Genomic DNA, 18,278 nt, shown 5'->3' with positions numbered 1-18,278 from the left:
GGGCGTCCATGATGACGTGGGCTGCTTGAACATGCGCGGTGTACCTAGGCTCTTCGCGAGCAAGCTTGCTCCTACAGGGAGCATCGTTGCCTGCGATCAATAATGATCGGCTCTTGACTCATACCCCATCAATCGTACGCCGAACCTTCTCCAACAGCTCATTGATCTGGAACGGCTTGACCAGCATTTCCATGCCGGTGCCGAGGAACACCTGGCGGTTGATCGCGGTTTCCGCGTAGCCGGTCATGAACAGGATCGGCAACTGCGCGCGCCAGCCACGCGCTACATCCGCCAGTTCGCGGCCGGTCATGCGCGGCAGACCGACGTCGGTCAGTAGCAGGTCGATCGACGGGTCGCTCTGCAACCGCTCAAGTGCACTTTCAATGTCGCCGACCTGGGTGCAGCGGTAACCGGCGTCCATCAGCACTTCGGCGACGAACATGCGCACCGACGGCATATCCTCGACGATCAGTACATGCTCGCCATCCCCTTGGGCCTCAACCGTGAGCGGGGTCACCTCGTTGGACGTCGGATCGTTAGTGGCGGGCAGCATGATGGTGACTTCGGTGCCACGGCGGGCCACGCTGCGGATGTGCGCGTCGCCGCCGGATTGTCGGGCGAAGCCGTAGATGGTCGACAGACCAAGCCCAGTGCCCTGGCCCAGGGGCTTGGTGGTGAAAAACGGATCGAAGACCTTGCCGATTACGCTATGCTCGATGCCCATACCGTCATCGCGCACCGCTAGGGCGACATACGCACCATCTGCCAAATTGGGATCGCCGTGGGAGAAGGCGGCATAGGTGCTAACCCAGATATTGCCGCCCTGGGGCAGTGCATCACGCGCGTTGATTACCAGGTTGAGCACAGCACTTTCGAGCTGGACCGGGTCGACCAAAGCAATCGCCGCCTTGGACGTCAGTTCGAGTTTCAGGGCGATGCGCTCGCCGATGGTGCGCATCAGTAATTCTTCCAGTGAGCGCACCTGGGCGTTGATGTCCACCGGCCGGGTATCGAGTGGCTGCTGGCGGGCGAATGCCAGCAGGCGATGAGTCAGCGAGGAGGCACTCATGGCAGAGCTCAAGGCCGCTTCGGCATAAAACCCGACCTTGTCGGTGCGTGACGCGGCGATTCGTTTCTGGATCAGTTCCAGGCTGGTGATGATGCCGGTCAGCAGGTTGTTGAAGTCATGGGCGATGCCGCCGGTGAGCTTGCCCAGCGCATCCATCTTCTGCACTTGCAGCAGCTGCGCCTCGGTGCGCGCGCGCTGGGCGACTTCGTTGGCCAGCTGGGTCGTGGCGTCATCCAGGCGGGCCAGGTGCGAGCGTTCGCGATGCCGGTGCTCGGTAACGTCTTCGACGAACACCAGGCTCAGTTCAGGCGTGCGATAGGGTGACAGCTGCCATTCGGTCTCGCGGACTTCGCCGTGCACCCGCATGTTCAGCGTGCCTTTCCAGCGCTCGCCATAGGCCAGGCGCAGGCGCAGTTCATCGATGACGGCACCCTGGTCCGCAGCAAAACACTCGCGCAGGGCATCCGGGTCGAGGTTGTCCTGCATCAGCTGCGTGAACGCGTGATTGCATTCGTGAACCTTGAGCTGCGCGTCCAGTACCGCGATGGGCGCAGACACGTTGACGAAAATTTCCCGAAAACGTGCCTCGCTTTCGCGCAGGGCGTTTTCAGTTTCACGCACGCGCAGCAGGGTGCGCAGGGTCGCCAATAGCACGTCCGGGTCGACCGGGTGGATCAGGTAGGCATCTGCGCCCGCATCCAGGCCGGTAATGATGTCGCCGGTCTGGATTGATGCCGCTGACACGTGAATCACCGGCAGCAGGGCGGTGACGGGGTCGCAGCGCAGCTTGCGCACGATGTCGAAACCGCTCATGTCCGGCAGGTTGACGTCGAGAATCAACGCGTCGAGCGCGACACTGGCGATCAGTTCGAGCCCCTCGCCACCGGTGCCCGCCTCCAGTACCTCATAGCCGTGGCGTTCCAGGCGCCGGCGCAGGGCATAGCGTGTGGCGACGTTGTCATCGACGATCAACAGGCGAATGTCACGTTTCATCGGCGGGCTCCATGGCAATCGCCAGCGGGATGATCACGAAGAAGGTCGAGCCCAGGCCCGGCTTGCTCTCCAGGCCGACTTCGCCACCCAGCAACTCCGCGAAGCGTTTGCACAGGGATAATCCGAGCCCGGTGCCGCGAAGGCGCTTTTGCAGCGGCGAATCGACCTGGGAAAAGTCCTCGAACAATGCGCCATGTAGCTCCGGGGCGATACCTATTCCGGTGTCGCTGACGGCAAAACGTACGTGGGTAGCGTTATGCAGTCGCGCCGAAACCCGCACTTCGCCGCGGGTGGTAAACTTCAACGAGTTGGAAATGAAGTTGCGCAGGATCTGCGCAAGCTTCTTGTCGTCGGTGAACAGCTTGGGCAGGCCCACCGGTTCCTCGAAGATCAGGTCCACGGCGCTGGCATCGACGATCGGGCGGAACATCCCGCGCAAGGCGGCGAACAGGTCGAACATGTCGAACCAGGCGGGGGAGATACTGATGCGCCCGGCTTCGATCTTTGCCAGGTCCAGCAGGTCGTCGACCATGTCGCTGAGCTCGCGGGCGGCGTTGCTGACGAAGGCCACCTGTTTGTGCTGCTCGGCGCTCAACGGGCCGTCGAGTTCGTCGGTCAGCAGGCGGGTGATGCTCAGGATTGAGCCCAGTGGCGTGCGGAACTCGTGGCTCATGTACGACAGGAAGCGGCTCTTGAGGTCCGACGCCTGGCGCAGCTGATCGGCCTGGGTATCCAGCTCGGCATACAGCGCCAAGACGCCCTGGTTGGTTTCGTCCAGCTCCTCGCGCAGGGCGTTGGCCTCGGCTTGCAACTGCGCGACCAGTGCCGCTTGCTCGTCGTGATTGATGGGTGCATCAGCCATGATTGGCCTCCAACGCAATGACCACGACCGTGACGTCGTCGCGTCCGCGGCAAAAATCGCGGTGCAAAATGGCGGCAATCACGGCGGGATGGCGGTGCACCAGGCCGGGGTAATCTTGCAGGTTCCATCGGGACTGCAGGCCGTCGCTGTACATGATCAATAGTTGTCCGTTCACTTGAGCATAGTCAAAGGGTTGCGCCTTTCGATATTGCCCGCCGACGATGCCCGGGTGCGACGCCAGGCCACTTGATTTTCCAGGGGCGATCAGGCAGGCGCCGATGTTGCCAATACCGACGAATTTCAGCGCATCGGCGTCGCCGTCGTAATGGGCGATGGCCAGGGCGCCGCCGCGGGTGCCGATCATGTCGCGATGGATGTCTTCCAGCAGCATCACCGGCGAGGTGAAAGGTGCTAAAGCGAAGGTCTTCTCACCAGCACGTGCAGCCCGTTCGGCATCTTCGCCATGGCCCAGGCCATCGATGACCAGGGCGCTGATACGCGGGCCGTCAAAGGCCAGGTGCCAGACATCGCCACAGGCGGGGTCGTTGCGCAAGGAATGCTGGCTGACGCCGAACCGCTGGTCCGCAGCCTTGTCGCCGCGCGGGAACAGGCGGGCCAGCAGCACGGCGCCTCGATTGTCTGCATAGACATCGAAAACTTCGGTCTGGCGTGACACCGCGCCCAGGCCGATGCCTTGGGTACCACCGGTAGAAAAACCGTCGGCCAGGCAGGCCTCCAGGTCAAACCCATTGGCCCGGTCGATGGCGAGCATTTCGATCGCGGCACCTGATGCGCGCGGCAGCACCCGAAGGTGCAGCTCCCCGCTGGCAGCGTGCTTGAGTATGTTGCTGGCAAGCTCAGTGGCGACCAGGGCGACGCGCCCGGCATCCGTGGCGTCGAAGCCATGCTGCTCCGCGAGTTTCTGCGCGGTACGGCGGGCGTGGCCGATCTGGCTGTTGTCTTCGATGGGGAGTACTTGCGTCATCGAACCGCTGATGTTCATACCCATCGCGTGATCGTTATGCGAGTACCCTTGCCGGGCGCCGTATCGAGCTCGAACTCTTCCACCAGGCGTTTTGCGCCGGTCAGGCCCAGGCCGAGACCGCCGCCGGAGGTCCAGCCGTCGGTCATTGCCAGCTTGATATCGGGGATGCCCGGGCCTTCATCGCGAAACACCAGGCGCAGGCCGGTGCGGGCGTTTTCGTCGAGGATTTGCCAATCCATGTCGCCGCCACCGCCATACACCATGGTATTGCGCGCCAGTTCGCTGACGGCCGTCACCATCTTGGTCAGGTCGATCAGGCGCATGCCGCACTCAGTGGCCAGCTTGCGCGCCGTCTGGCGCGCCAGGACCACATCCTGTTCGATTTGAATGGGTTGGCTGCCACTGCTGCGCACGTTCATTGCTCACGTACTCGATCCTGCAGCAGTTTCATCCCGCGTTCGACATTCAGGGCCGTGCTCACGCCCGGCAGGGTCATGCCGAGCTCGACCAAGGTGATCGCCACAGCCGGCTGCATGCCCACCAGTACGGTCTGCGCGTCCATGATGCGCGACAGGCCGGAAATGGTGCCGATCATCCGCCCGATGAACGAGTCGACCATGTCCAGCGCCGAGATGTCGATCAACACGCCGCGAGCGGATGTGCGGCTGATGCGCTCGGACAGGTCGTCCTGGAGCGTCAGGGCGAGCTGGTCATGCATGTCGACCTGGATGGTCACCAGCAGGAAGTCGCCCATTTGCAGAATTGGAATGCGTTCCATCGGCTCAACCTGCCTTGCTGACAGTCAACCCCAGACGGGTCAGGGCCAGTTTCAGGGCGTCGGCCAGGTTGGCCTTGGTGACGACGCCTTGCAGGTCCAGGCCCAGGTGCACGATGGTCTGGGCAATCTGTGGACGGACGCCACTGATGATGCAATCGGCACCCATCAGGCGAATCGCGGTGACGGTTTTGAGCAGGTGCTGGGCGACCAGGGTATCGACAGTCGGCACGCCGGTGATGTCGATGATAGCGATTTCCGAGCCCGTGTCGACGATGCGCTGCAGCAGCGACTCCATCACCACTTGGGTACGCTGAGAATCAAGGGTGCCGATCATTGGCAGGGCAAGTACACCATCCCAGAGTTTGACCACTGGCGTCGACAGTTCCAAAAGCTCTTCCTGCTGGCGCTTGATCACTGCTTCGCGGGACTTCTGGAAAGTACGGATGGTGTGCATGCCCAAGGCGTCGAGCAGCTCGGAGACTTCCCACAGCTGTTCGGCCAGCAGCGCAGGGTGGTCCTGATAATGATTTTGCAGCATCGCAAACATCGGGCCCTTGAGCGAGAAGATGAAACTGGCCGTCTGATGGGAGTCCTGGCCGAGCAGCGCACGGCTGTGGGACAGCTTCTCGAGGAACTGGCGGATCTCGTCCCAGCCGGGTGCCGCCATGTTCTGGCCGTTACCCATTTCCAGGCCGGAGACGATGAGTTGCAGGAATTGCGTAGTTTGTTGCTTGAGGTCCTGCTCCTTGACGTTGCGCGAGGCGCCGCTGGCTTCCAGGCGCTGGGTCCAATCTTCGAGGAGTTGATTCTGGTTGGTTTTCATCGCATCGAGTGTGCTGGTCTGCAGTGCCGCCATGTGCCTGAACTCCTTGAAATTATTGGCCGATTACGAAAAACTTGGATCGGCACAAAGCAGTGACATTTGCCGGTAGAAATAGTTGTCCCGCTGCGCAGATATTTATCACCTAACACAGCGTAGGCGATCATCGATGGAACGTTGTACGAGGTGTGGCTTCGAATCTACAAGGCGACTGTTTCAGCCTGCCTTGCATTGATGAACGAGGTACCTATGAAAGATGACTCGATGACGCAGCAGCCGGATCAAGCGGTCGACCGCAATGATCCGGCGATTGATCCACAGACGCCCGGCGACAGCTCTGCTTCGCAACAGCACACCAGCACACCAGACAGTGTCGACTCGGCGGTGGATCAGAAAAACCAGCACGATGATAATGACAACGAATTCAGTCCGGGCTTCAAGCCTGAACCGGATCGGGCTAAACCTGGTGATGATACCGATGGTGATATCGATACCGATGGCGGCTAGGCGCATTGTGGCCACATAAAAAAGGCCGCATCGATTGATGCGGCCTTTTTGTTGGAGCTGTCCCGTCCTGAATAAGGTTTACACCTTCTGGCTTCTTTTCAGGAAGGTGCAATGGATAAGGGGTGATTCGGCTGTAAGACGATTCTGAAATTGTAGGGTTGACCATCGTCCCCATTTCCGGGCTTGGCCAGTAATCGCGCCGCTTCTGACTTCCCAGCTACAAAAAACCATACAGAGCCACCACGTCGCTACGATTGTGCCCACCAATCCGTGCACGCTAACGTCCAGCCGCATTGTTCATTTGCAACCCGGGGGCTGACGCCCCGACCAGGTTGCAGATGCTTTTCGGAACTCTCCAGGAGCTTTCGCCGGAGTAAACGTTAAATGGACCTGACAACCCTTTATCGTCGAGATACTGCCGCCCCCAAGACCATGACACACTCGCCACGTAGATCCGTATCGTCACGGCGGTCACGCAAACGCCTCCTGCCCAGCCACCGTTAGCCGCGCTCAGGGATAGCAAAACCTATGGCGGTCGCACCGGCGTGCGATGGTCGCCGACTCAAGGCACCCGCAAAGACAAAATCGGCAACCTCACGGTGTTTCCCGAGCGCGACAATCGCGGCAAGGTGTATCTGTATTTTTGCCCGGACGACACCACTGTGGGGCGCCAACGCCTACCACTCAGCGATCTTGCGCAGCCCGGAAAACCAGCGTTGGGTGACGGCGATGGACATTGCCGTCGGCCAGGCCCGCTGCCTTGATGAGCCGGCCATGCGTGAGGTGTTGGTGGCGATTGCGGATTGGAAGATGGACAAAAAACAATTCGAGCAAGTCGGACTTTTGCCGGGATGGTCGCGACTCAGCGCTGAGGCTCAGGCACTAGTGAGGGCCAGTTACTTGTATTACGACAAAGGTATCTTCCCGCCCTCCGACTTGGTATCGCTAACACCGCCCTCTCTGCTTGCCGGCGCCGCTAAAAAGGAGTCGCCTTGTGAGCAACTCTCAACATCGAACCCGAATTTTACCAGCACTCAAGCCTTACCTCTGGATCGCCGGAATACTGCTGATCCTATGGCTCGGCTTCGTTTGGATGGTCCACATCAAGGCAGAGGAGAACAACGTGGTCCTTCGTGACATGAACCCCATAATACGCTGGGGTATCGCCGCCATTCTGGGCCCTTTGGTACTGATTTTCAGCGTTCACTGGTGGGGCAAAGCCGTGGCCAGTGAAAAGGCCGGGTTTGCCGCTTATAAAGCCAAAGTCATGGCGCAAATCACCGAGCAGCAAGCCACGCAAGCGCGGACTTATGCGTTGGAAATCCGGGGGGGGGGATGGCGGTGGACGATTGGCATCAATCATCGATCTGGCGAGAAGTTAAAAAAAGAACAACAACTTCACTTCAATCTATTCACGAGACGCCAAGGATTATGATTCTTCATTGAGCTCCCGGGAAATCACCAAGGCAATCAACACTCGTGTTGCTTTCAAGCATTCGGCAGGCGAGTCGGTGGCGTATTGGCCAATCCCGGTGTTTTCCATCGCACCGAACAAGCAACCTACAGATACAGGGGCCGCGAGCAATATCCTCAACGGTCGCAATGCCGCCACGCTCGGGGTCACGCTCTTTCTGTGGCAGGACGCGGAGAATACAACCCATGTTCAGGGCATGATCGAGCGGTTGTTCCAGTTCTTTGATGACAACCCCGAAGTACCCCAAGCCTTAATCGTGAGCGAGGACGGCGATGTCACTCGAAACGGTTTGCGCGTGGCAGGCACTCCTGGATTGCAGAACGGCCATGTCGTTCCCACGGTGTACGAAAGCATGACCGGGCTATTGGTGACTCGCTCGGATCGGGTGGATCGGTTTATTCGTCCTTATATCACCCATGAGCCTGAGGACAATCAGAATAAAAACAATGACTTGGGCAAGCTTTGGGCGTTTTACTGGAAGCATTCCCATGAATTTCGCGATGTGTACAAAGAGGCGGAGCGTGCCAAAGGGTGTGAAAAACCCTATGCCCCTGGCACCATGTCCACCGCCTACTGGCAGTCGCAACTCCCCTCGCTCTGGCAAACGCTTTCTGACCAAGGCACAGGCTACTTCAAACCCTCCCCATGGCTGCCCATACGCTGGGCCCAGCACCAGGTCAAAGAGTTCGACGCCGCGCCAGTGCTGGGTTACTTGCACTGGCCGATCAAGGTCTCGATGCAGGATGAACACGGCAAGCGGCTTAAACCGGCGTTGCAGGCCAAAGCCATGCAGGCGGGCTGGTTACAGGCCCTGGAGACGTTACCCAATGGGCAGCAACCGGTCCGAGTGTTCTACGATTCCACCGATAACCTGGACGCAGAAATTGCCCTGAGCATTGCCTTGTACGGCCTGAATACCGACGGCCATGGCATAGAGTTGGGGAATGTCGATGAGGGGTACGACATCGGGCGGCGTCTGGGCAATATCGGCGTCAGTGGGGCGCTGGTCGAAATCAGCCTGGCGACCATTGCCAGCTACCTGGACGGCGGTGCCAGCGCGGTAGTCTACGCCGGCCAGGACGGCAGCCTGACGGTCCAAATGATCCACCCACCGGACGAGGCGCGCAAAGAGAGGAACCGCGAGAACCGTGGTGCCGATCCCTTCAAGTTCGGCTCCCCTAGCCGCGATGCTCCCAGCACATGAGCCATCCCATGTGCCTGGTTGACGGCACCTGCGGCGGCAGTGCGGTTTCTTGCCCATTGGGTGGTCATGCTTGTGCCCCTGAAATGCAAAACGCCCGATGCGGTGCATCGGGCGTTAGCTCGAAACAGGCATAAACCTATTTCAGTACCAGGCAAGCGCCTTACTTGTCTGGATGCGCAGCTTGCAGTTCTTTCGCCTTGGCCAGGTGTTTTTCCAGGGCCGGCAGCATTTTCTGAGCAAACGCCTTGAGGTCGGTCGCGCCTTTGACCTTGTCATCGGTCACAGTGTTGGCTTCTTTCTTAAACAGCTCAATGGTTTCTTCGTGGGCCTTCACCTGGTTGTTGGCGTAGGCGGTATCGAAGGATTCATCGCGCATGTCGAGGATTTTTTCCTTGGCCTGCTTCACCAGGGTCGTGGTATCTGGCACTTCGATGTCATTCTTTTTTGCCAACGCTGCGAGTTCGTCGTTGGCCTTGGAATGATCGGTGATCATCATGTTGGCGAAAGCCTTGATGTCCGCCGATTGGCTTTTTTCCAGCGCCAGTCGACTGGTTTCGATTTCGGCAATCCCGCCAGCGGCAGCATTGTCGACGAAATCGTTGGAAGTGGCGGCAAATGCGGTGCCCATGCTGCTCAAGGCTACGGCCAGGGCCAGGTTACGCAGGGTAAATCCGTCCATTGATCAATCTCCACACAGGTTTTATAAGCGATCCGCTGATCGTTATTAAATGGAGGGCGGTAGATCGGCAAAGGTTTTATCGCGTTTGCGTCAGCACGACGAACGGACACCTGTGGTATCGACAGAACTGGTCAACCGAGGCCATTCTGGTAGTTGGTGAGCGCAATTGATCGCGTTCATCCCGATCAACAAACGGAGGTGTTCCATGCCGGTGACCCACGATCTTTATCAGGACCTGAAACTGTCAAAGGAAGAGATCCAGCAAAAACGCACCAATGATCCATTCCTGGATTCACTGCTCAACAAGTATTCCCAAGCCGACGCCGAGGTGGTGAAGGCTGAGGCCGCCCAGTCGGATGCACCCAGCGATGATGCGCTGAAGAAGCTCAAGGAGAAGCGCTTGCAGGTCAAGGACAAGATCGTCCAGCAACTTCAGGCATCGTCCTGACGGTTCAGCACCGACGACCGGTGACTGAAAATTTGGAACGGGGATAAATCCCGGCACCTCGAATGATAAGAGTCCCAATCAACGGCTCCATGCGAGGTGCCTCATGAGTGATCCCAAATTCCCCAGCGAAGAACAGGGCGGGTATGACCCGATCCCGACTCACCCTGAGCCTTTGAGCCCGGGGCGCACGACAATTAATCCCGAAGACCAACCAGGCATCGACGAGTTGCCTGATAACGAAGGAGTGCGGCCGATCGAAGAGGGCGACATCAGCGAAATCGACGGTGATCGCATTCGTGAGGAGACGGATAACGCGGAACGCGATGGCGAAATCAATCCACGGTAAGAACTTGCACCTTTAGGCGCCGGTTTGCTGCGGGCGGCGTTCTGACGATTGATTCCACGCCTTATATCCCACAGGCCGCAGCAAGTTGCGCGCTACAGGTTATTGATTATTGCAGTGCCTTCGCCAGAGGCAACCGCGCCATGTGATCGGCCTTCAGCGAGCCGAAATACAACCAGTCCCCATACTCGCGCACGGTCGTGATCGGCGAATAATTGTCGCGACTGCCGTCCTGCAAGTTGGCGATCACCTTGCCTTGCAGATCCAGCCCAAGGGCAAACCCACGCTTTTCCACCGGCTTGGGCAGCACTGTCATTGCTCGGGCAATCACTTTGCGCACGAAGGGATGAGGCGCCATCGCATCCAGCAGGGCGTTACGTGGCGCGTAAAGCGCCACCCAGAAGCGGTTCTCGCCATTGAATGAAAGGTTGTCCGGCAAACCCGGCAGGTTGTCGATAAATACATCATGAGTGCCGGCTTTCGGCCCGCTCAGCCAGTAACGGCTGATGCGATAGGCGCCGGTCTCGTTGACCAGCACGAAGCTGTCGTCCGGGCCCAGTGTCACGCCGTTTGCGAATTCCAGTTTGTCCAACAGTACGGCAGTCTTGCCGGTCTGGAAATCATAACGTAACAAGCGTCCGTCGCCGCCATGCTCGATGATGGCATCGCCATCGCTGCCATAGCCGAATCGGCTGGAAGCGTCGCTGAAATAGGCGTAATGCCCGGATTTGTCGATGGCCACGTCGTCGGTAAAACCCAAGGGCACGCCGTTGGCCTCCGTAGCCAATGGGATCAGACGACCCTGGGCATCCAGGGACATCAGCCCCTTGACCCCGTCCGCAATCACCAGTAAGCCATTGGGATGCCGCGCCAGGCCCAAAGGCCGGCCTCCGGTGTCGGCCAGTACCTTGATGGTCTTGCCGTCGAGGCTGGTATGGATCAATCGACCGTCATGCAGGCCGGTGATCAGGGCGCTATCCTCCAGCAGCAACGCCTCCGGCCCGTCGATGTTGGCGGCACCCACGGGTTCCAAATCTTTGAGGCGCTGATTGTCGGCATACACGCCACTGGTGAGCGAAGGCGCCGCAGACGGGTTCCAGGCCACCGGTTGCACCTTGGTGGGCATCAACAACAGGAACGCCGCTATAGCCACAATCACCAGCAACACGACATGACGAAACCTGAATGATCGACTCACACAGTGACTCCCGTCGTGGCCAGGTGCTGTTGCGCCATTGCGCGCAAGGCCTGCATTGACTGCGCGGACTCGCGGTCAATGCGACGCTTGAGCAACAGCTGATTGGCCAGGCGCATCGCCAGGCCCTGGAACTGATAGTCCAGTGTGCGGATAAACCGTGTGCCATCGCCTTGGGCCGCGCACTCATAGGTCACCACCAGCGCCAGGCCCTTGTCGCCCTGGGCCCGGGCACTCCAGCGCCGCCCGGGTAGATACTCCTCGACCACCCAGCTCAGGTGGCCCTCCCGCCCACCGGCGCGAATGTCTTCTTCGAAGCGTGAACCCGCATGCAGCGGGCCGGCCTGCCCGTCGACTTTCAGGGACGAAGGATGCCACTCCGGCCAGCGGGTCGCGGCGCAGGCATAGGCGAGCACCTCAATCGGGTTTGCGGCAATGTCGACTTGATGCTGCATGCGGGTCATGGGCCTACTCGTCTGGGGCGTGGTGAGTTGTTCCGGTTCCCAGTAGAGGGTGCCGAACAGGTAATCCATCAGGGGGAAAACGATGTTGAAATTACGCTCCTGCATCAATTCGCGGCGGTGATGCAGTTCGTGTAGTCGGCGCATCTGGCGGATCCATGGCAGCCGAGTCAGGCGGTTACTCGGCGGCAGGTGTTCGCAGGCATGGAACACTTCATAGGTGAGATAGCCGAGGAGCAGGCAGCCTCCGAACAAACCGGCCACATTGGTATTGATGTGCGACAGCAGCCACCAGAGGGGCAGGGTAATCACCCCTGTGTGCAACACGATCAGCCACGCCGGAAACAGGATCACCCGCCAGTCCCGGGTGCTGTCGTAAGCCATGTGCCCAGGGGTGAAAAAGCTGTGGTGATCGCCGGCGTGACGGGCGTAGAACATCCGCGCGAAGTGCTTCTTGTGGTGCCCGAGGTGGCGATGCACCAGGTAGACGCCAGCGTTGAACAGCAACAAGGTCAGTGGTACGGCCAGCCATTCCAGTGGCTTGACTTGCTGCACGGTGCTCCAGAATCCGCCGGTGGCCAGCAGTCCGAACGCCAGGACGAAAGCACCGTGCAGCCACGGGTTGTAGCGCGGGTGCACGGCGGCGCGGTAACGGCTGCGAAATGTATCGGTGGTCTGCCTCAATGCGCTCATCCGAGATGATGGCCAACTTCCAGCAGAATAGCCGATTCCAGGATTTTGGCTGGGCTGATCTCAACGGCACAAACGCCATGCTCCGGTGCAACTTGTGCTCAGGTCAGCGGGTCCCAGCGTTGTGACCAGTCGCCATCGCGCTTGATGACTTCGCGCAGTAGAACGAATGCCTGTTGCAGCGTCGCCGAATCCCGGTCGCGGGAGTAGACCAGGTAGGTGGGATAGTTGAATTCTGGAGCCTTGGGTACTTTTTCCATGATGCCACTTTCCAGGTAGCTCTGGACCACCCGAGTGCGGAAATACCCGCTGCCTCCTTGTTCGAGAATGTATTGCAGGCCAAGCGGGCCGAGGTTGAAGCTCAGGGCCGCCCGGGCGTTTTCCGGCAGCGCGGCATCATGCTGGCGACGGAATTCCGGGCCCCAGTCGATATAGACGTAGGGGTCGGGTTTGGCCACCAGCCGCACCAGAATCAGTTTTTCTTCCAGCACCTGTTCGACCTGCAGGCGCGGCCAGTACTCGGGCTGAAAGACCAGCGCCGCGTCCAGCAGCCCAAGCTCGAGCTGGCGCAACAAATGTTCGCCATCACGGACTTCCATGCGCAGCGCATGGCTGGGAATTTTCCCCCGCAGTTCGCCGGCCCAGCCAAGCATCAGCGGGTTGCACAGGCTGACTTCACCCCCGATGTGCAGGACATTGCGATAACCCTCGGGCAGCGGCAAGTCCCGGCGCGCCGCTTCCCAGGTTTGCACCAACTGGTTGGCGTACACCACAAAGGCCTCGCCGTTGGGCGTCAGGCGGGCGCCGGCACGATTGCGCACAAACAGCGTGCCGCCAAGTTGGCTTTCGAGTTTCTGCACCCGTGCGGTTATGGCGGTCTGGGTGACGTGGAGCTTCTGCGCAGCGGCGGCAAGGCTGCCGTGACGAACGATTTCGAGGAAGGTGCGGGCGAGGTCGATGTCCATGGGGTGGCCGGTGCGGGAGGTGCAGGCATTGTAGGAGCAGTGCTGACTTGTGGCGAGGGAGGACGATGCATCCTTGGGAACCGGGCTGCCGGCGATTGCGACGGTGATGTCGCCATCGCGGGCAATGGGGCACGGCTGTCAGAATGCAAAACACGAACACCCGAACGCTCCCCAGAACCCCTGGAAATCACTGACCGGTGCAGAGGACAGTCGTGCTCGCTCGTGGCTGTGGGCGTGCACTGCGCAGGCGCCCACGCACTGATGAACCTGGGCTGTCAACGGCGCCAGTGGTTTCCAGTGGCCGGGCACTGTGACCACCGGCGACCACTCAGGCACCACTGGTACTGGCGGCGGGCTGAGCTTGTCGAACTCGGCGGTACCGTAGACGATTTTGCCATCGACAATCGTCAACACGGACTCGATCCATTTGATCGCCTCGTCTTCAATGTGGAAATAGTCGGCTGAAAGCGCGATCAGGTCAGCCAGCTGCCCGACCTTGATCTGGCCTTTTTTGCCTTGTTCAGAAGAAAACCACGCGCTGCCATGGGTGAACAGTTCCAGCGCGGTGTCGCGGCTCAGGCCCTGGGGATGCAGCTCCAGTCCACCGACCGTACGACCGCTCACCAGCCAGTAAAGCGAAGTCCAGGGGTTATAACTCGAGACCCGTGTGGCATCAGTACCGGCACCGACCGGCAAGCCTTCGGCGAGCATGCGCGCGATGGGTGGGGTGTGTTCGGCTGCCTTGGCGCCATAACGGTCGACAAAATACTCGCCTTGGAACGCCATGCGGTCCTGGATCGCGATCCCCCCGCCCAGCGCTTTGACGCGTTCGATATTCTGCGGGGTAATGGTTTCTGCGTGATCGAAAAACCATGGCAGTCCATCGAACGGGATATCTCGATTGACCTTCTCGAACACGTCGAGCATGCGCGTGATGGATTCGTTGTAGGTGGCGTGCAGACGGAACGGCCAGCGTTGTTCCACCAGATGCCGAACCACTGGTTCGAGTTCCTGTTCCATGGTTTGTGGCAGGTCCGGACGCGGTTCGAGGAAGTCCTCGAAGTCTGCCGCTGAGAACACCAGCATTTCGCCTGCGCCGTTGTGCCGCAGAAAGTCATCGCCCTGGCCGTAACGAGAGGTGCCAGTCCAGTTCCTGAAATCGGTGAGTTCCTCCTTCGGCTTCTGAGTAAACAGGTTGTAGGCAATGCGAACCGTGAGTTGCTTGTCCTTGGCCAACTGCTGAATGACCTGGTAATCGTCAGGATAATTCTGGTATCCGCCACCGGCATCGATGGCACTGGTAACGCCCAGACGATTAAGTTCGCGCATGAACTGGCGGGTCGAGTTCACCTGGTATTCGAGCGGCAGCTTTGGCCCCTTGGCCAGGGTCGAGTAGAGGATCATCGCGTTGGGGCGGGCAATCAACATCCCGGTTGGATCGCCATTGGCGTCGCGCTGGATCTCGCCACCCGGCGGATTGGGCGTGTTCCGGGTGTATCCGACGACCTTCAACGCTGCGCGGTTAAGAAGGGCGCGGTCATAGAGATGCAGGACAAACACTGGCGTGTCCGGAGCAGCCTTGTTCAATTCCTCGAGGGTAGGCAGGCGCTTCTCGGCGAACTGGAATTCATTCCAGCCCCCGACCACACGCACCCATTGTGGCGTTGGCGTGCGGTCTGCCTGGTCCTTGAGCAGGCGCAAGGCATCGGCGAGGGACGGCACGCCTTCCCAGCGCAGTTCCAGGTTGTAGTTCAAGCCGCCGCGGATCAGATGCAGGTGCGAGTCATTGAGGCCGGGGATCACTGTGCGACCTCGCAGGTCGACGATTTGCGTACCGGGACCTTGCAATGCCATGGCCTGGGCATCGCTGCCAACCACTACGAAACGACGGTCTCTGATCGCCACGGCACTCGCCTGGGGCTTCTTGCGATCGACTGTGTGAAGGCGTCCATTGTACAAAATGAGGTCGGCGGGGGTGTCGGGCATGGTTTTACTCCCAGCAAACAGCGGGCTGATCCAGGCGCCGACGGCGCCTGCCGAAAGGCCTTGCAGTACACGGCGGCGGTTCAATCCGTCGTGGTCGTCACGTGCGCTCATGGCGGTGCTCTCCACAGGGCTTATTGCATCGCAAGCGAGGGCCAGCAGCCGATGTCTGACGCATGCGGCCAGAAGAAATATAGACGGCAAATCCACCCGCGGCCTTTTCACCGAGCCGAAAAACGACAAATCCCGCCTCGAAGGGCGGGATTCGTTTGCAGCCAGGCATGGCCCCGAAGATCGGGGCGCGTCGCTTAGGCCGGGAACAGCTCGGACAGTTTCATCGCCAGCATCATGTCGCCCTCAGCGCGCAATTTGCCGCCCATGAACGCTTGCATGCCGTCGGTCTCGCCGCTGACGATGCCTTCCAGGGTTTCACCGTCCATCACCAGGGTCACCTGGGCGTCCGGATTTTCGCCTTCCTGCAGTTCGCAGGTGCTGTCCTTTACGATCAGCGAGAAGTTTTTGGTGTCGTCGATGCGGAAACCGAAGACCAGGTCCAGACCGGCAGCAGCGGCTGGGTTGAACTTGGCTTTCATTGCTTGTACGGCATCAGCTACGGAGGTCATGGTTCGATCCTTTCTTGGGTAATTAGAGCTGGATGATTACAGCCAGGGTCACAATAATCCGGACTCAGCGAAATGTGATGAGTTCCGGGGCCTTCAACAGTTGCAGGTGCGCATGACTGTTGAAGGAAGCCAGTGCCACCTCGCGCCCACGGAACTTAAGGTGGTTGAGCGAGGTGTTGACGATTTGCCAGTTCAGTTCAAAGGCCTGCCGAGCAGGCATCTGGGTGATCAGGTGGAGCAGGGCAGTGATGGTCCCGCCTGAGGTAAACACGGCGATTTTCTGGGTATTGTCGGCGCTCTCGAGAATACGGTGCAGCCCGGCCCGAACCCGCTCAACAAACTCCAGCCAGCTTTCCAGTCCCGGCGTGTCATAGGTGCCGGCGAGCCAGCGCTCAATGATCAGCGCGAAGATGCGCTGGAATTCGCCGCGGTTCTGCGCGGCGTTACGCAAGATATTCAGGGCTTTCGGTTCCTGCGGCAGCAACTCTGGCAGCAACGCGCGAATCACCGCATCGGCGTCGAATTCGTTGAAGGCCGCATCGGTTTCCAGGATAGGCACGGGCAACCCGACGACGGCGTACTGGTCGAGGGCGCCGGTCGCCGTATCCTGTTGACGGCGCAGATCGCCTGCCAGGCAGCGATCGAAGCTGATACCCAGTTCGGCCAGGTGCTGGCCGAGGATTTGCGCCTGGCGGACACCGGTCGACGACAGGACGTCGTAATCGTCTGCACCAAAGGAGGCTTGCCCATGTCGAATCAGATAGATGCTGCCCACGTCCGCTTCATCCCGGTACGTTGAAGGTCTGGCGAGGTTATGGGGGATGATGGTGTGCTGTCAATAAAAAAACATACGCTTGTTTGAAATGCCCGTTCCAGGCCTGTTACTACAGGTTTCGCGGCTGGCCGACAGGCCGGCTCATGGGTATGCTGGTTACCACCCTGCGGGCGTTTTCACGCCTCGCTTAGTAATGAAGGAGTTGCTGTGGAGTTTTTTGCCGAGTACGCCAGCTTTCTGGCCAAGACCGTGACACTGGTGGTCGCCATTCTCGTGGTCCTGGCCAGTTTTGCGGCATTGCGCAGCAAGGGTCGACGTAAATCCGCCGGCCAGTTACAGGTCAGCAAGCTCAATGATTTCTACAAAGGCCTGCGTGAAAGCCTTGAGCACAGCTTGCTCGACAAGGACCAGCTCAAGGTGCTGCGCAAGTCCCAGGCCAAGACCGAGAAAAAGCAGAAGAAGAAATCCGAGGCCAAGTCCCGGGTGTTCGTGCTGGATTTCGATGGCGACATAAAGGCCTCCGCCACTGAAAGCCTGCGCCATGAAGTCACCGCCTTGCTGACCCTCGCCACACCCAAGGATGAAGTGGTGCTACGCCTGGAAAGTGGTGGCGGCATGGTGCATAGCTACGGCCTGGCGTCGTCACAACTGGCGCGCATTCGTGACGCAGGCGTACCCTTGACCGTGTGCATCGACAAGGTCGCGGCGAGCGGCGGCTATATGATGGCCTGCATTGGCGAGAAGATCATCAGCGCACCGTTTGCCATCCTCGGTTCCATCGGCGTGGTTGCGCAACTGCCCAACGTCAATCGCCTTCTGAAGAAACACGACATCGATTTCGAGGTGCTGACCGCTGGGGAATACAAGCGCACCTTGACCGTGTTTGGCGAAAACACCGCGAAAGGCCGGGAAAAATTCCAGGAAGACCTGGACATCACCCATCAGCTGTTCAAGAACTTCGTATCCCGGTATCGCCCGCAACTGGCGATTGATGAGGTGGCCACCGGTGAAATCTGGTTGGGCATGGCCGCGCTGGACCTGCAACTGGTCGATGAGCTCAAGACCAGCGACGAGTACCTGGCAGAGCGCGCGAAAAAATCTGAGTTGTATCACCTGCACTATGCCGAACGTAAAAGCTTGCAGGAGCGCATCGGCATGGCGGCCAGCGGTTCGGTCGACCGGGTATTGCTGACGTGGTGGAGCCGGTTGACCCAACAACGCTTCTGGTAACACGGTCACGCATGACCCCTTTCATTTGAATACAGTGGAAGGGGTCTTTTTTTATCCGGCGATATATATGTAGGGCATCTGAAAAAGCAGGCTCGATAGGCTGATGGTCACCGTCAGTTTCGAGTGATTGATCATGCCTGCGCAGACCGCAACTCCGACCCTTCCTGTATTGACCCCCGATCAGCAGGGCGTCT

Annotated in this window: 17 protein-coding genes and 2 pseudogenes; 6 read left to right on the top strand and 13 right to left on the bottom strand. The window is 59.5% G+C overall.

What is annotated here, in order from left to right:
* Nucleotides 1-118: 118 nt before the first annotated feature.
* From L9059_RS10145 to L9059_RS10120, 6 genes are read right to left on the bottom strand one after another with little or no spacing between them, the layout of a single operon-like run.
* Complete coding sequence (locus tag L9059_RS10145) at nt 119-2,062, bottom strand: response regulator (RefSeq protein WP_247290505.1); 1,944 nt, start codon at nt 2,060-2,062, stop codon at nt 119-121.
* Entirely contained in the window at nt 2,052-2,924 is an 873-nt protein-coding gene (locus tag L9059_RS10140) for a sensor histidine kinase (protein WP_247290502.1), read from the bottom strand. The genes L9059_RS10145 and L9059_RS10140 overlap by 11 nt, the downstream gene beginning before the upstream one ends.
* On the bottom strand, nt 2,917-3,927 hold the full coding sequence (locus tag L9059_RS10135; RefSeq protein ID WP_247290571.1) for an ATP-binding protein: 1,011 nt from the start codon (nt 3,925-3,927) through the stop codon (nt 2,917-2,919). Before L9059_RS10135 ends, L9059_RS10140 begins: the two co-directional genes overlap by 8 nt.
* Nucleotides 3,924-4,328, bottom strand: coding sequence for an anti-sigma regulatory factor (locus L9059_RS10130; RefSeq protein WP_045057597.1), 405 nt, complete (start codon nt 4,326-4,328; stop codon nt 3,924-3,926). The genes L9059_RS10135 and L9059_RS10130 overlap by 4 nt, the downstream gene beginning before the upstream one ends.
* Entirely contained in the window at nt 4,325-4,687 is a 363-nt protein-coding gene (locus L9059_RS10125) for an STAS domain-containing protein (protein WP_240888283.1), read from the bottom strand. Before L9059_RS10125 ends, L9059_RS10130 begins: the two co-directional genes overlap by 4 nt.
* A 4-nt stretch (nt 4,688-4,691) precedes the next feature.
* On the bottom strand, nt 4,692-5,543 hold the full coding sequence (locus L9059_RS10120; protein ID WP_247290500.1) for an STAS domain-containing protein: 852 nt from the start codon (nt 5,541-5,543) through the stop codon (nt 4,692-4,694).
* A gap of 213 nt (nt 5,544-5,756) precedes the next feature.
* Here L9059_RS10120 and L9059_RS10115 point away from each other — a divergent pair, with 213 nt between their 5' ends.
* The 3 genes and pseudogenes from L9059_RS10115 (at nt 5,757) to L9059_RS10105 (ending at nt 8,692) form a co-directional block, all read left to right on the top strand.
* Nucleotides 5,757-6,014, top strand: a complete 258-nt coding sequence (locus tag L9059_RS10115; protein WP_247290498.1) for a hypothetical protein — start codon at nt 5,757-5,759, stop codon at nt 6,012-6,014.
* 422 nt (nt 6,015-6,436) lie between these two features.
* Nucleotides 6,437-6,998, top strand: a pseudogene (locus tag L9059_RS10110) (effector protein Tle3 domain-containing protein); the annotation flags it as partial.
* A gap of 10 nt (nt 6,999-7,008) precedes the next feature.
* A pseudogene (locus L9059_RS10105) lies at nt 7,009-8,692 on the top strand (type VI lipase adapter Tla3 domain-containing protein).
* Nucleotides 8,693-8,852: 160 nt separating this feature from the next.
* Here the strand turns inward: L9059_RS10105 and L9059_RS10100 are convergent.
* The gene (locus L9059_RS10100) at nt 8,853-9,371 is read right to left on the bottom strand and encodes a DUF4142 domain-containing protein (RefSeq protein ID WP_247290497.1); all 519 of its coding nucleotides are present in this window, start codon (nt 9,369-9,371) and stop codon (nt 8,853-8,855) included.
* A 205-nt stretch (nt 9,372-9,576) separates the two neighbouring features.
* On the opposite strand from L9059_RS10100, the gene L9059_RS10095 reads away from it, so the two are divergent.
* Both L9059_RS10095 and L9059_RS10090 read left to right on the top strand, forming a co-directional pair.
* Nucleotides 9,577-9,819: an HP1242/YdcH family protein gene (locus L9059_RS10095; RefSeq protein ID WP_247290495.1), complete on the top strand. Its 243-nt coding sequence runs from the start codon at nt 9,577-9,579 to the stop codon at nt 9,817-9,819.
* Nucleotides 9,820-9,922: 103 nt separating this feature from the next.
* Nucleotides 9,923-10,165: a hypothetical protein gene (locus L9059_RS10090; protein WP_247290493.1), complete on the top strand. Its 243-nt coding sequence runs from the start codon at nt 9,923-9,925 to the stop codon at nt 10,163-10,165.
* 106 nt (nt 10,166-10,271) lie between these two features.
* On the opposite strand, the gene L9059_RS10085 is transcribed toward L9059_RS10090, so the two are convergent.
* The 6 genes from L9059_RS10085 to L9059_RS10060 form a co-directional block, all read right to left on the bottom strand.
* Nucleotides 10,272-11,360, bottom strand: a complete 1,089-nt coding sequence (locus L9059_RS10085) for an SMP-30/gluconolactonase/LRE family protein (RefSeq protein WP_247290491.1) — start codon at nt 11,358-11,360, stop codon at nt 10,272-10,274.
* Nucleotides 11,357-12,502: a sterol desaturase/SRPBCC family protein gene (locus tag L9059_RS10080; protein ID WP_247290569.1), complete on the bottom strand. Its 1,146-nt coding sequence runs from the start codon at nt 12,500-12,502 to the stop codon at nt 11,357-11,359. The genes L9059_RS10085 and L9059_RS10080 overlap by 4 nt, the downstream gene beginning before the upstream one ends.
* Before the next feature lie 107 nt (nt 12,503-12,609).
* Nucleotides 12,610-13,473, bottom strand: coding sequence for a LysR family transcriptional regulator (locus tag L9059_RS10075; protein ID WP_247290488.1), 864 nt, complete (start codon nt 13,471-13,473; stop codon nt 12,610-12,612).
* Between the two features lie 138 nt (nt 13,474-13,611).
* Nucleotides 13,612-15,459: an amidohydrolase gene (locus L9059_RS10070; RefSeq protein WP_247290567.1), complete on the bottom strand. Its 1,848-nt coding sequence runs from the start codon at nt 15,457-15,459 to the stop codon at nt 13,612-13,614.
* A gap of 305 nt (nt 15,460-15,764) precedes the next feature.
* A complete protein-coding gene (locus tag L9059_RS10065) occupies nt 15,765-16,079 on the bottom strand; it encodes an SCP2 sterol-binding domain-containing protein (RefSeq protein WP_008154977.1) in 315 nt (104 codons plus the stop codon).
* A 64-nt stretch (nt 16,080-16,143) separates the two neighbouring features.
* Nucleotides 16,144-16,854, bottom strand: coding sequence for a histidine phosphatase family protein (locus tag L9059_RS10060; RefSeq protein WP_247290487.1), 711 nt, complete (start codon nt 16,852-16,854; stop codon nt 16,144-16,146).
* Between the two features lie 207 nt (nt 16,855-17,061).
* Here L9059_RS10060 and sohB point away from each other — a divergent pair, with 207 nt between their 5' ends.
* On the top strand, nt 17,062-18,084 hold the full coding sequence (gene sohB, locus L9059_RS10055) for a protease SohB (protein ID WP_247290485.1): 1,023 nt from the start codon (nt 17,062-17,064) through the stop codon (nt 18,082-18,084).
* Nucleotides 18,085-18,278 lie beyond the last annotated feature (194 nt).

Source organism: Pseudomonas violetae, from assembly GCF_023072615.1.
GTDB lineage: Bacteria > Pseudomonadota > Gammaproteobacteria > Pseudomonadales > Pseudomonadaceae > Aquipseudomonas > Aquipseudomonas violetae.
Note: the sequence above shows the minus strand (reverse complement) of the source record. Positions and strands in the feature narration are given on the sequence as shown.

What these genes read in the sequence shown, in the direction of transcription:
- L9059_RS10070 (WP_247290567.1), bottom strand. Translation starts at nt 15,459, where the DNA reads ATGCCCGACACCCCCGCCGACCTCATTTTGTACAATGGACGCCTTCAC.
- L9059_RS10075 (WP_247290488.1), bottom strand. Translation starts at nt 13,473, where the DNA reads ATGGACATCGACCTCGCCCGCACCTTCCTCGAAATCGTTCGTCACGGC.
- L9059_RS10095 (WP_247290495.1), top strand. Translation starts at nt 9,577, where the DNA reads ATGCCGGTGACCCACGATCTTTATCAGGACCTGAAACTGTCAAAGGAA.
- L9059_RS10120 (WP_247290500.1), bottom strand. Translation starts at nt 5,543, where the DNA reads ATGGCGGCACTGCAGACCAGCACACTCGATGCGATGAAAACCAACCAG.
- L9059_RS10145 (WP_247290505.1), bottom strand. Translation starts at nt 2,062, where the DNA reads ATGAAACGTGACATTCGCCTGTTGATCGTCGATGACAACGTCGCCACA.
- L9059_RS10100 (WP_247290497.1), bottom strand. Translation starts at nt 9,371, where the DNA reads ATGGACGGATTTACCCTGCGTAACCTGGCCCTGGCCGTAGCCTTGAGC.
- L9059_RS10135 (WP_247290571.1), bottom strand. Translation starts at nt 3,927, where the DNA reads ATGAACATCAGCGGTTCGATGACGCAAGTACTCCCCATCGAAGACAAC.
- L9059_RS10115 (WP_247290498.1), top strand. Translation starts at nt 5,757, where the DNA reads ATGAAAGATGACTCGATGACGCAGCAGCCGGATCAAGCGGTCGACCGC.
- L9059_RS10125 (WP_240888283.1), bottom strand. Translation starts at nt 4,687, where the DNA reads ATGGAACGCATTCCAATTCTGCAAATGGGCGACTTCCTGCTGGTGACC.
- L9059_RS10140 (WP_247290502.1), bottom strand. Translation starts at nt 2,924, where the DNA reads ATGGCTGATGCACCCATCAATCACGACGAGCAAGCGGCACTGGTCGCG.
- L9059_RS10090 (WP_247290493.1), top strand. Translation starts at nt 9,923, where the DNA reads ATGAGTGATCCCAAATTCCCCAGCGAAGAACAGGGCGGGTATGACCCG.
- L9059_RS10065 (WP_008154977.1), bottom strand. Translation starts at nt 16,079, where the DNA reads ATGACCTCCGTAGCTGATGCCGTACAAGCAATGAAAGCCAAGTTCAAC.
- L9059_RS10130 (WP_045057597.1), bottom strand. Translation starts at nt 4,328, where the DNA reads ATGAACGTGCGCAGCAGTGGCAGCCAACCCATTCAAATCGAACAGGAT.